The sequence below is a fragment of the Serratia proteamaculans genome (genome assembly GCF_004684015.1).
Classification (GTDB): domain Bacteria; phylum Pseudomonadota; class Gammaproteobacteria; order Enterobacterales; family Enterobacteriaceae; genus Serratia; species Serratia proteamaculans_F.
The window spans coordinates 1-13,187 of the sequence record NZ_SRIA01000004.1; the positions used below are offsets into that span (position 1 = coordinate 1).

A 13,187-nucleotide genomic window follows, 5' to 3' on the forward strand; every position below is an offset into this window, starting at 1 on the left:
CTATAAATAAATTACCGCCATTCCATCCACTCTTCATATCAGTCCTTAAAGTGCATCAAAAAGATCGCATTATAATTCCTGCCCAGACTTAATTAAGTATCCCCCGTTTAAAAATTAATCCGTTGTGTGATTTCTCACACCATCGGGATACATTTTCGCCTTATTTCTCTCATGTTATGGTTCGCTCACTTTAAAAGCCATTCAAAAAGTAGGTGAAATAATATGAGTAATAAACATAAAGAAACAGGTTTCGAAGGCTATGCTGCTGGGGACGTAAGTTCCTTATTGGCGAAAATAGACTTCAACACTGAAATTAAAGACATATCGGGAAATAACAATATAGATAAAGTTTCAGGTAATGTTGTCCTGACTAAAAACAATATGGGTCAGGACGGTTACTTCGAGAACGGCACTATTTATTTAGTAAAAGACAGTTTTCTATTTTCTGATTCTCGTGATTTCAGCCTGTCATTTTGGATCAAAACCGGTACGTCTAGAGACGGAGTTATCATATCCAATAAAGACTGGCAGAATGGTTCAAATATCGGTTGGTTGATTGGTGTCAATAAGGACTATTTGGTCTGCAACTGGAAAGACGAATCCAGATCACGCCTGGATATCGGCGCCGAACAAAATATCAAGATTGCTGATAATCAATGGCACCATATCGCTGTCACTTTCGAACGTTGGGGCGATGCCATATTCTATAAGGATGGAGAGCAGGTTTATACTATTGATATCTCCAACGCAGGTGATATTGATAGTGGTTATGCAACGGTGATTGGTGCTGATGCTTTAGGTCAATATCCTTTGAATGGCAGCCATCTGGATGAGTTTGAAATCTATGATAAGGTATTGACCTCTAATGAAATCAGACAAAAATTCCATGATTTAAAAGATAAATTACAGAAGCCATTAGCACTATTAATGAACTTTGAAGGGGATCTGCAAGATAGCTCAGGTGCAGGTAATCATGGTGTTGCCACCGGGAATGTTAGCTTCGTTCGCAGCTTTGATGGACAAGCGGCCAGGTTGGCCAAGTCCTACATTACTTTGCCACAGAGTGATCTGTTACCGGCGTTAGACGGTGACTTTAGCATTTCTTTCTGGATAAAAACGAATGCGCAGTATGAGGGCGTTATATTCTCGAACAAAGATTGGAGTGTGGGCGCCAACATCGGTTGGGTCATCGGCATTAGTGGCAAGAACCTGCGTTGGAACTGGAAAGGCGCCTATGGCAGCCGGCTAGACGTAAATGATATCCCTGTCGCTGACTTTAAATGGCACCATATTGCTATTACACACGATCGCCGCGGTGATGCCATTTTCTATATTGACGGTAAGGAACAGAAGCGGATCTCTATCTCTGGTAACGGTCATACCAATACTCATTTAGATTTTAATATTGGTGCCGATGGGCTGGGTAAGTATGGTCTGGAAAATGCTTTGCTCGACCGCGTTCAGATATCCAACAATATTATTTCCCCTCAACTAGTTCAACAGGAATATGAAATCTATTACCCAAAACTTGTTCCTGCTCTTAAAACCCTTCATTACTCGTTCGATGGCTCTTTGAATGAAAGCACAGATAAAGAATATTATGCAGTAGCTCATGGCAAAGAGGTGTACGCTACCAGTTTTGCTGGCAGCGCATTCTCATTCGACGGTAAAACGTTCATCACTGTTCCCAATGCAGAATTACAAAATGATTTAGCCGGTGATTTCAGCTTGTGTTTTTGGATCAACTCCCCTGCGGTGAATCAAGAACAAACGATTATTGCGAATAAAGACTGGAACAGTGGTGGTAACCCAGGCTGGCAGGTGGGGATCCATGAAAATACGCTGAGCTGGAACTGGAAGGGCGGCAATGCGGGTCGTTATGATCTTGGCGCAGACCACCCGATCCATATGGCTGATGGCAGATGGCACCAGATCACGGTGAGCCACGATCGTGCCGGTAATGCCTGTTTTTATAAGGACGGTGTACTGCAGCATCAAATTGATATTCGCTCTTCAGGAGATACAACAACTGTGCTGGATATTGCTATTGGTGCTGATGCCAAGGGGCAATATCGGCTCAACGAAAAAACGCAGATTGACGAGTTGAGAATTATCAACCGGGTAGTCAGCGCGCAAGAGGCGCTGGCATTCTATGAGGAATACCGGGATCTCGTCGTCAAACCACTAACAGAGAAATTTAGCGGTAGTCTGAAGTTCATCGGTGCAGAACAAACGGTTCCAGACTCTGCGTTTACGTTGAACCTACATTTGCGTACCAACAATATGGTTAACGTGATTGATGAGCTCAACAGCGAACTCCATTATGATCCCTCGTTATTTGAATTCATTGAGGCTATCGGAACAGATATTAGGGTAAATGTTGCAGAGAAGGGAATTCTAAACATCAGCGGTTATGGTGGCCGTACATTCAACAATGACAACCCGCTTGACTGGCAAAAAACAAAAATAGGGGAGTTACGCTTTAAAACCGTTGCCGCACGAGGTGTTGGCGATTTCTCTTTATTAAACAGTCATTTTTATGAGAGAGATCGCTTATACCAGATTGATGTGCTGGAGACGGCAACACACCCGGTGAACATTAACCCGTCGTTATCTCTGGATAATAACCAGGATGGTGTGATCACCTTGGCTGATGTTATTAATTCCCCGATTGAGCAGCGAGCGTTAACGGCGCAGCAACTTGCGTTTATGCCCTATAAACGCGTGCTGTTTATTGGCATGGATGGTGCAGGTGCCAGTGTGCGTGCGCAGGCTCCCTATTGGTCCTCAGTCGATGCGAAGAAAGAAACGGTTGGCGACCGATTGCAGATCCCGTGTTTACGACAAATGATCGAGCAGGGGGCGGTGACTTACACGGCACAATCAGTGATGCCATCTGATTCGGGGCCAAACTGGGGAGCGATACTGACGGGAGTCGATACTAAAAAGCACGGGGTAACCAATGGTGTTGCCGCTGAGAGTTACTACCCGGAGAACAGTAGCTATCCCACATTATTTAAACGGCTGCGCCAGGCGATGCCAAACCGCAGGCTTGCGGCGTACGTCTCCTGGGATGCGATTGCCAATAGTCTGATTGAGCCCTCTCTTGGGGTGGAGTGCGTCAAGGATAATGATGAGGGCATTGTGAAAAAGGCAACGGCTTACATCGCCAGCGGTAAGTTGAAAGACACCGCATTCATGATGGTTCATCTGAGCGATATCGATCTGGCAGGGCACGGGAAGGGCTATTATGGCCCTGCGTACTACCAGGCGTTGGCTACGGTTGATAAACAAATAACCCCTTTGCTTGCCGAGTTGGATCGGCAGGGATTACGCGAAGACACGCTGGTGATTGTCTCGCCCGACCACGGTGGTGGCACTGAGCAAGCCGATGGACACCAAACTCAGAACTTTGGCCACGGACAGAACTCTGCCATGGCACGTACCATTTTTATCGCGGCGAATGGCCGAACCATCGCCAGAGACCCGATGGGTGAGAAAATTGTGTCGGGGGGCTCCACTAAAGACATTGCAGGGATGGTGCTCCATGCTTTGAATATCCCTTATGCCAACAACGAGGTCGGTTTACGCAGCATGTTCGTGGAGCAGGCTCAGTTATCAGATACCAGCCTGCCTGAATGGGTGATGACCAAAGTGGTGAATACTCCTTCGAACAGCGTTGGTAGCTATCAGTTGGCACTGAAAAATAGTGGCCACGATCTCTGTGCCGGTGATATGACCATTGAATTGGATAATACTCTGCTGGAACAGGTTACTCCTCAGTTGGCAGGTATTACCTTATTACGCCAGGAGCTTACTGCAGAAAAGTTGCGTTTGGTGTTTATCGCCGAGCGCCCACTACCAACCGGGCAGACATTATTTAGCTTTAAAACACGCAGGCATTCACCTCAGCATGGTTTGCATATCAAGGATGCGATGGTCGCCACTCCGCAAGGGCGCGAGATCCTGCCTGGATTGACAGAGCAGACGCTGACGCAAGAGGATCCTTCAGGCATCACGCTAAATCAGGAAAGGGTTACTCTGGAGGTTGGTAAAGAGTTTACCCTGGTTGCTGCGATTAAGGCGGTGAGCCCAGGCAAGTTGAACTGGGAAAATGCGGAAAAAAATGTCGCCGGCCTGCAAGTCAATGAAACGTCATGCACCGTTAAAGCACTTCATCCTGGCCTGACGAAAATTACGGTCACCAGTGCTGATGGTGCCTATTCTGCCTATTGTGACGTGACGGTGGTCGCGGCTTTCAGCTTGGATAATCAGGGGTTCACCGACAAGAGCCGTTGGTTACTGGGTGCGGCAACGCCAGGCAGCACGCTTGAGGTCACCACTGACAGTGGGGTATCGCTGAGCGGCTTGGTGGCTGATGATGGGCGTTTCAAGCTTGAGTTGCCGCCATTGCTGGAACATTCCCAACTTTATATCCAGGAACGTTATCCGCATGGCATCAAAGGGGTGAAACACCAGTTTGAGGTGCGACCAAGCTATAACCTTCTGTGGGATATTGACGCCAAGGCCAGTGCCAGCAGCATATGGTTTAAGCAGCCACAGTATACGGCCGATAAAACCATTGATGGTGATACTGAGAGCCGCTGGGCATCGCATAACGTTCCACTGCCCGCATGGCTTGCTGTGGATTTTGGGGCTGATATTAATTTCGATCTGGTGCAGATCAAGGAGTATGAATCCCGGGTTAGCGCCTTCACCCTTGAAGTGTTGCAAAACGGGCAGTGGTTACCGGTTTATCAGGGAACGACCCTCGGCCCGAGCGCCAAGATTTATTTCCCGCGGGTAAAAGCATCGCAGATCCGCCTGAATATTACCGCGGCGAGTGATTTACCTTCCATCTACGAGCTGCAAATTTTTGATACTGAAAAGCCGCCGGTTCGAGAGATAGGTGATGCAGCACTGATTGAGCTGGAAGCCAGAAGAAGTTTCGATTTCTTCTGGGAGAGGGCAAATAGCGATCCTGCCAGCCCGGGCTACGGTCTGGTCAACGATTCAAGTGGCTTGCCAGCTTGCAATGTGGCGCAGGTTGGTTTCGCCCTGTCGGCAATTACGGTGGGTGTTGATAACGGTTGGATCACCAGAGAACAAGGTGCTGCCCGCACTCTGGGGACGCTGAATATGCTGTTGAACAATGCTGAGCAGCATAAAGGCTTCTTCTACCACTTCCTGGATAAGCTGACTGCGAAACGCGTCTGGACTTCTGAGCTTTCGACCATTGATACCACGCTGGCGCTGAACGGGGTGATTGTTGCCGGGGAATACTTCGGTGGTGAAATAAAACAACTGGCGGATCAGATTTATCACAAGGTCGAATGGCCATGGTTCCGTGATGCTAAAACCAATCAGTTTTATATGGCATGGTACCCGGAAAATGGCGGAGGTTTTTCAGATTACCGCTGGTCAGGCCCAGTCGAACAGGCCAGCATGTATGTCCTGGCGGCTGGCTCTCCGACGTATCCGGTTAACGGCGATATGTTCTATAGCATTGGCCGTGACAAGCGTTCCTATCGGGGGAGCCAACCGGTGTTTGACACCTGGTTTGGCTCCAGCTTTACCAACCAGTTCTCCAATGCCTGGGTCGATTTTCGTGGCAAGGTGGATAAGGCAGGCGATGACTGGTTTAACGACGGGGTGCTTAACTCGCAAATCAGTCGGCAATACAGTATTGATGAACAGGATAACTTCATGACCTTTGGTCCGGATTCCTGGGGGTTGTCGGCGGGCCAGGGGCCGGATGGCCAATACCATGGTAACTACGGCGCACCACCGGCCACTGCTGCAAATACCGATGGCACCATGGTGCTCTCTGGCGCGGTCGGGGCCATGGTGTTTACGCCAAAGGAATCACTGGCAGCCATGCAAAACTATTACAGGAACCATCCGTATACCTGGGGCAAGTATGGATTTAACAGTGGGTATAACCTGGATGTTACGCCCTATTGGTATGCATCTTCGGTTAACGGATTGGAGAAGGGGATTAGCATCGTTATGCTTGAAAACTACCGGACCGGCATCATTTGGCGGCTGTATATGAACAATGAGGCGATTAAGCGAGGTATTGCCGCCATTGGCTTGATGGGAAAAGAATAACGTCAGCGGCAGTAAAGAACCTATTGGTTTAGGTTCAATAAGAGTGGGTTCAGCATGCTGAACCCACTGATCTATGTTTAATGCGAGCTGCCCTGAGAAATGCCCAGGCCGGTTTGGGAACGAACAAATTGGGCGCGGAAGCGCTCACGCTCCTGTTGCCCGGTCAGCGAGCTGTCGGTCACCGAGAACAGCCAGGTGCCGATAAAAGCGACCAGCATTGAGAACAGCGCCGGATACTCATAAGGGTAAATCGGTTTCTCGTGCCCCAGAATCTGTACCCAAATCGTCGGGCCAAGGATCATCAGGATCACTGCCGTCAGCAGACCTAACCAGCCGCCAATCATGGCACCGCGAGTGGTCAGCCGTGACCAGTACATCGACAGAATGATAATCGGGAAGTTACAACTGGCTGCGATAGAGAAAGCCAACCCGACCATAAAGGCGATGTTCTGTTTTTCAAACAAAATCCCCAACGCAATCGCCACAACGCCCAGGATCACCACGGTAATTTTGGACACCCGCAATTCATCGCGTTCAGTTGCCTTACCATTTTTAATCACGCTGGCGTACAAATCGTGAGATACCGCAGAAGCTCCTGCCAGCGTCAGGCCGGCAACCACCGCCAAAATGGTGGCGAAAGCGACCGCCGAGATAAAGCCGAGGAAGAAGTTACCCCCCACTGCGTTGGCCAGATGTACCGCTGCCATATTGGTGCCGCCCAGCAGCGCCCCGGTAGCGTCTTTGAACGCCGGGTTCGGGCTGACTAACAAGATGGCACCGAAACCGATAATAAAGGTCAGGATATAGAAATACCCGATAAAACCGGTGGCATAGAACACACTCTTACGGGCTTCTTTGGCGTCGCTGACGGTAAAGAAGCGCATCAGAATATGCGGCAGGCCGGCAGTACCAAACATCAACGCCAGCCCCAGGGAGAGCGCTGAAATAGGATCGGAAACCAGGCCGCCCGGGCTCATGATAGCTATGCCTTTCGGATGCACTTTCACGGCTTCGGCAAACAGGGTGTTGAAGTCAAAATTGACCGATTTCATCACCATCAGCGCCATAAAACTGGCACCGGCCAGTAACAGCACCGCTTTGATAATCTGCACCCAGGTGGTTGCCAGCATGCCACCGAACAAGACATACAACACCATCAGGATACCGACCAGGATCACCGCCACATGGTAGTTGAGACCAAACAGCAACTGGATCAGTTTACCGGCGCCCACCATCTGCGCAATCAGGTACAGCGCGACCACCACCAGTGAACCGCAGGCCGAAAGCGTGCGGATGGGTTTTTGCTTCAGGCGGTAAGAGGCCACGTCGGCAAAGGTATAGCGGCCCAGATTGCGCAGGCGTTCCGCAATCAGGAACAAAATGATCGGCCAGCCAATCAGGAAGCCGATGGAATAAATCAACCCGTCATAACCCGAGGTATACACCAGTGCGGAAATACCCAGGAAAGAGGCGGCCGACATAAAGTCACCGGCAATCGCCAGACCGTTCTGCAGACCGGTAATTTTCCCGCCGGCGGTATAGTAGTCTTGCCGGGAGCGAGTGCGTTTGGAAGCCCAGTAAGTGATGTACAGTGTGGCGCCGACAAACAGCACAAACATCACGATCGCCTGAATGTTCAACGGCTGGCGATGGACTTCGCCGCTAATGGCATCGGCAAAAGCCAGGCCCGGCAGCATCAGCAGGGCGGCGACAGACAATAAAGGCTTCATTTCTTCACCTCACGCAAAATTTCTGCAGTCAGGCGATCGAACTCGCCGTTGGCACGGAAGACGTAGATCCCGGTCAACACAAAAGAGATCACGATCAGGCCGACACCTACCGGGATCCCGCGGGTAATGGTCGATCCTTCAGCGATCGGTGTGCCCAACCACTGTGGATCAAACGCGATCAATAAAATAAAACTGACGTACAGCGCCAGGGTAATCAGTGAAAGCAGCCAGGCGAATCGGCTACGTTTTCGCACCAGTTCTATAAAGCGCGGGTTTTCCTCAATCCCTTGATAAATGGTGTCATTCATCAGAGCATCTCCAGTAGGTATTGATAGAGTACGCCGCGCTTGATGCCGATCACCGGGTTATGTTCCCGCTGATCGGCCTGAGGCGGCGGAAATTACGACGGAACTTTCATTGATTGTTTTTCTTCCAACAGCTTGTCGACTACGGCCGGATCCGCCAGCGTTGAGGTATCCCCCAGATTGCTGGTATCCCCGGCGGCAATTTTGCGCAGGATGCGACGCATGATCTTGCCGGAGCGCGTTTTTGGCAGAGAGTCTGTCCAGTGCAGTACATCCGGCGTGGCGATCGGTCCTATTTCTTTACGTACCCAGTTACGTACTTCGGTATAGAGCTCAGGCGAAGGTTCTTCACCGTGGTTCAGCGTGATATAGGCGTAAATCGCCTGGCCTTTGATGTTATGTGGGATACCGACCACCGCCGCTTCGGCGATTTTCGGGTGAGAGACCAGGGCGGATTCGATCTCCGCAGTGCCCAGACGGTGGCCGGACACGTTAAGTACGTCATCGACACGGCCGGTGATCCAGTAATAGCCGTCTTCGTCACGGCGTGCGCCGTCACCGCTGAAATACATACCTTTAAAGGTGGAGAAGTAGGTTTGCTCGAAGCGATCGTGATCGCCGAACAGCGTGCGTGCCTGGCCCGGCCAGGAGTCGGTGATCACCAGGTTGCCTTCACAGGCACCCTCCTGCACAGTGCCGGTATTATCGACCAGCGCCGGCTGAACGCCAAAGAACGGCCGCGTAGCGGAACCGGCTTTCAACTCGGTGGCACCGGGCAGTGGGGTGATCATAAAGCCGCCGGTTTCAGTCTGCCACCAGGTGTCGACGATCGGGCATTTAGCGTTGCCGATTTTATTGTAATACCACTCCCAGGCCTCCGGGTTGATCGGCTCGCCGACCGACCCCATGATGCGCAGTGAGTCGCGTTGGGTACCCTCAATCGCCTTATCGCCTTCGGCCATCAGGGCGCGAATGGCGGTAGGGGCGGTATACAGGATATTGACCTGGTGTTTGTCGATCACCTGTGACAGACGGTTAACGCCAGGGTAGTTCGGTACCCCTTCAAACATCAGGGTAATGGCACCGCAGGCCAGCGGGCCGTATAACAGATAGCTGTGGCCAGTGACCCAACCGACGTCGGCGGTACACCAGTACACGTCACCGTCGTGGTAATCGAAGACATATTTGAAGGTCATGGCGGCATACACCAGATAACCGCCGGTGGTGTGCAATACGCCCTTGGGTTTACCGGTCGAGCCGGAGGTATAAAGGATAAACAGCGGGTCTTCCGCATTCATCTCTTCAGGCGGGCAGTCGGCTGAAACACCCTGGGTCAGTTCATGCCACCACAGATCTCGGCCTTCCTGCCAGTAACCCGGTTTGCCGGTACGCTGGAACACGACGACGTTGGTGACACTTTTCACACCTGGGTTTTTCAGCGCGTCATCGACGTTTTTCTTCAGCGGAACCGCGCGCCCGGCACGCAGGCCTTCGTCGGCGGTGATCACCAGTTTGGAGTTGGAGTCGATAATGCGCCCGGCGACCGCTTCCGGCGAGAAACCGCCAAAGATCACCGAATGTACGGCCCCGATGCGGGCACAGGCCAGCATGGCGACCGCGGCTTCCGGCACCATTGGCATATAGATAGCTACGACGTCGCCTTTCTTGACGCCCAGCTTTTTCAGCACGTTGGCGAATTGGCAGACATCATGGTGCAGTTGTTTATAGGTCACCTGTTTTGACTGGGTGGGATCGTCACCTTCCCAGATAATGGCAGTTTGGTCGCCGCGTTCGGCCAGGTGGCGATCGAGGCAGTTGGCTGCCAGGTTCAGGGTGCCGTCTTCAAACCAGCGAATGCTGATATGGCCCGGGTCGAATGAGGTATTTTTTACCCGGGTATAAGGTTTTATCCAGTCCAGGATTTTTCCCTGCTGGCCCCAGAACGCTTCTGGGTCTTGCACAGATTGTTGATAATATTGTTGATATTGTGTCGGATTAATCAGGGCGTGTTCTGCAATTGCAGAAGGAATAGCGTGTTTATGCACTTGGCTCATGGCTTTTCTCCTTGAAGTTGTTAATGATATGTCAACTGAAGGTTAAGTATAGTTTGCTCCGATTCTTTGTTTCTTTTTTGCGCGGCAGATCACGCAACGAAGATATTGATTTGTAATAGTTCTGCCCCATTTGTGTTGGGCATCTATCTGCTTGGCGGGAAAAAACGGTCAGATAGGAAGTTTTTGCCAGAAAACGCTATCTAAAGAACTAAAAAGAATAACTAATCCGACAATACATTCAGTTTTTATAGAGAATAGTCGCTGCATAAAAATCGTATTCGCCCCTCGTTAAACTATTTCGAAACATAGACCGTCGTTAATATTCCATGTTGATATTATTTTCCTGCTTGTCAGGATGTATCGCTAATAAGTAAACTGTTTGGTCATTATTCTTGATTAATATAGCGGTCATCGATATTCAATGCCCTTAATTATAAAAAACATCTATGCAACACAATCCCCCACGCCTGTTGGACTAAATATGCATAATTAGCGAAAATTAACGCAATTTCATTACGCCTAAATTTCAGCCTATGGGATGTTTTGTGATTGCTATCACATAAAATTATGCTTTTAATAACAGTGAATTATGTTTTGTGAGATTAAAAAATCAACACCAACAGGGTTGGAATTTAAACAAAATCCAGAAAAAACAAGGCTTGCAGACTATGCCATTCAAATGGTACAGATTTAGGCGGCGCCACACTCAGGGCAGGTGAGCGTTTTCTGGTCATTAACATAAGCCTGTATTAAATGATTAAGTATTCTTTTCGGCGCATTATTGTGAATGTGCCAAAAAGAGTCTTTGAGGACTTTTTGGGTATGAAGAGTGTAAAAGTCAGTCTTGCCTGGCAAATTATGATCGCGTTAGCGCTGGGTATTCTGGTAGGAGCGGTGCTCCATAATCAAACTGAATCACGGGAGTGGTTAGTCAGTAATATTCTTAGCCCGGCTGGTGATATATTTATCCGCCTGATTAAGATGATTGTAGTGCCGATCGTTATTTCTACGCTGGTGGTGGGTATTGCCGGGGTCGGGGATGCAAAAAAGTTAGGTCGCCTCGGGTTGAAAACCATTATTTACTTCGAAGTGATCACCACGATTGCCATCGTGGTAGGGCTGACGTTAGCTAATGTTTTTCAACCTGGCCACGGCATCGACATGTCGACGCTGACTGCGGTGGATATCTCGCAGTATGAAAAAACCACGCAGCAGGTGCAAAGCGGTTCGCACAGCCTGGTTGCCACCATTTTGTCGTTGATCCCATCCAATATCTTCGCCTCAATGGCGAAAGGCGACATGCTGCCGATTATCTTCTTTTCGGTACTGTTTGGCCTGGGTCTGTCATCACTGCCGAAAGATACCAAAGAACCCTTGCTGAAGGTGTTTAAAGCCGTTTCAGAAAGCATGTTTAAAGTGACGCATATGATCATGCGTTATGCGCCGATTGGGGTGTTTGGTCTGATTGCGGTGACGGTTGCCAACTTTGGCTTTGCCTCGTTGTTACCCCTGGCAAAACTGGTACTGCTGGTGTACTTCGCGATTGTCTTCTTTGCGTTGGTGGTGCTGGGGGCGGTCGCCCGTTTCTGTAACCTGCGGATCTGGACGCTGATCCGTATCCTGAAGGATGAACTGATCCTGGCCTTTTCCACCGCCAGTTCGGAAACGGTGTTGCCGCGTATCATTGAAAAGATGGAGGGTTACGGCGCGCCGAAGGCGATCACCAGCTTTGTGGTACCGACCGGTTATTCCTTCAATCTGGACGGTTCAACGCTGTATCAGAGTATTGCCGCCATTTTTATTGCGCAGCTGTATGGGATTGAGCTGTCCCTGGGCCAGGAGATTGTACTGGTGGTGACGCTGATGCTTACCTCCAAGGGGATTGCCGGCGTGCCCGGTGTTTCCTTTGTGGTACTGTTGGCGACACTCGGGAGCGTGGGGATCCCGTTAGAGGGTTTGGCGTTTATCGCCGGTGTAGATCGCATCCTGGATATGGCGCGTACCGCACTGAACGTGGTGGGCAATGCGCTGGCGGTGCTGGTGGTAGCAAAATGGGAACATCAGTTCGACAGTAAAAAGGCGTTGGCCTTCGAGAAAGAATTCTTGTCCGGCAAGGTCAGGCAGATAACAGAGTCTTAATCGCTTTTGGGCGAGATTGATTTGACGTAAAAACCCGCCTAAGCGGGTTTTTATCGTCTCGGGATCAACAGGAGGGTGCAGAACCCTGAGCCGGCAGGAAGCGCAGCGGATCCAATGCGGTGGCACGATAACGGATCTGGAAGTGCAGCATCACCTTGTCGGTACCTGTGCTGCCCATGGTGGCAATTTTCTGTCCGGCTTTCACTTCCTGAGCATTGCGAACCAACAGGGTATTGTTGTGGGCATAGGCACTGATGTACTCATCATTGTGTTTGATCATAATCAGATTGCCATAACCGCGCAGTTGGTTGCCGACATACACCACCCGTCCTTTGGCTGCGGCAAATACCGGTTGCCCGCGGTTACCGGCGATATCGATGCCTTTATTGCCCCCGTCGGCCGTCGAATACTTGCTGATAATATTGCCCTGGGTTGGCCAGCGCCAGCATTTGATACTGCTGCGGATCGGCGGTGCAACGGCTGCAATCTGGCTGGTTGACTGTGTTTTGCGTGTCTTGCCTTTCTTCACCGTTACGTTATTTAACGCCAGCTTTTGACCAATTTCGAGGTTGTAGGGTTTGGGGATTTTATTGCGCCGTGCCAACTCGCTGACTTCGCTGTTGGTGATCCAGGCAATGTAGAACAGAGTATCGCCGCGTTTGACGGTGTAGGTGTTGCCGTTATAACTGCCTCTGGCCAGCCGATCATAATCACGGTCATAGCTGTTCGATTTCTTTCCGGAGCCGCACCCCAGTAATCCCAAACTGATTACGCACACGGCAATCAGTCGCCATACAGTGAATGTGCTTCCCATACTCAAATATCGTCCTTAAACGTCGTCGCGCTCT

At 50.2% G+C, this 13,187-nt stretch carries 6 protein-coding genes; 2 read left to right on the plus strand and 4 right to left on the minus strand.

The window, feature by feature from the left end; translation table 11 throughout:
- Positions 1 to 222 precede the first annotated feature (222 nt).
- Positions 223 to 6,111 carry a LamG-like jellyroll fold domain-containing protein gene (locus E5C26_RS01535; RefSeq protein WP_135314776.1) on the plus strand — a complete coding sequence of 1,963 codons (5,889 nt, stop codon included), beginning with the start codon at positions 223 to 225 and terminating at the stop codon, positions 6,109 to 6,111.
- Positions 6,112 to 6,188: 77 nt separating this feature from the next.
- Here the strand turns inward: E5C26_RS01535 and actP are convergent, their stop codons facing one another.
- The 3 genes from actP to acs all read right to left on the minus strand — a co-directional run bounded on the left by actP (position 6,189) and on the right by acs (position 10,200).
- Entirely contained in the window at positions 6,189 to 7,841 is a 1,653-nt protein-coding gene (gene actP, locus E5C26_RS01540; RefSeq protein WP_135314777.1) for a cation/acetate symporter ActP, read from the minus strand.
- On the minus strand, positions 7,838 to 8,149 hold the full coding sequence (locus E5C26_RS01545; RefSeq protein ID WP_112347862.1) for a DUF485 domain-containing protein: 312 nt from the start codon (positions 8,147 to 8,149) through the stop codon (positions 7,838 to 7,840). Before E5C26_RS01545 ends, actP begins: the two co-directional genes overlap by 4 nt.
- Positions 8,150 to 8,241: 92 nt before the next feature.
- Entirely contained in the window at positions 8,242 to 10,200 is a 1,959-nt protein-coding gene (gene acs / locus E5C26_RS01550) for an acetate--CoA ligase (protein ID WP_135314778.1), read from the minus strand.
- A gap of 822 nt (positions 10,201 to 11,022) precedes the next feature.
- Between acs and gltP the strand changes: the two genes are divergently transcribed.
- Entirely contained in the window at positions 11,023 to 12,339 is a 1,317-nt protein-coding gene (gene gltP, locus E5C26_RS01555) for a glutamate/aspartate:proton symporter GltP (protein WP_135314779.1), read from the plus strand.
- Between the two features lie 64 nt (positions 12,340 to 12,403).
- Here gltP and actS read toward each other — a convergent pair whose 3' ends face one another.
- Positions 12,404 to 13,153 (minus strand): amidase activator ActS, encoded by a 750-nt coding sequence (gene actS / locus E5C26_RS01560; RefSeq protein WP_135314780.1) that lies wholly within the window; start codon positions 13,151 to 13,153, stop codon positions 12,404 to 12,406.
- Positions 13,154 to 13,187 lie beyond the last annotated feature (34 nt).

What these genes read in the sequence shown, in the direction of transcription:
- E5C26_RS01535 (WP_135314776.1), top strand. Translation starts at nt 223, where the DNA reads ATGAGTAATAAACATAAAGAAACAGGTTTCGAAGGCTATGCTGCTGGG.
- actP (WP_135314777.1), bottom strand. Translation starts at nt 7,841, where the DNA reads ATGAAGCCTTTATTGTCTGTCGCCGCCCTGCTGATGCTGCCGGGCCTG.
- E5C26_RS01545 (WP_112347862.1), bottom strand. Translation starts at nt 8,149, where the DNA reads ATGAATGACACCATTTATCAAGGGATTGAGGAAAACCCGCGCTTTATA.
- acs (WP_135314778.1), bottom strand. Translation starts at nt 10,200, where the DNA reads ATGAGCCAAGTGCATAAACACGCTATTCCTTCTGCAATTGCAGAACAC.
- gltP (WP_135314779.1), top strand. Translation starts at nt 11,023, where the DNA reads ATGAAGAGTGTAAAAGTCAGTCTTGCCTGGCAAATTATGATCGCGTTA.
- actS (WP_135314780.1), bottom strand. Translation starts at nt 13,153, where the DNA reads ATGGGAAGCACATTCACTGTATGGCGACTGATTGCCGTGTGCGTAATC.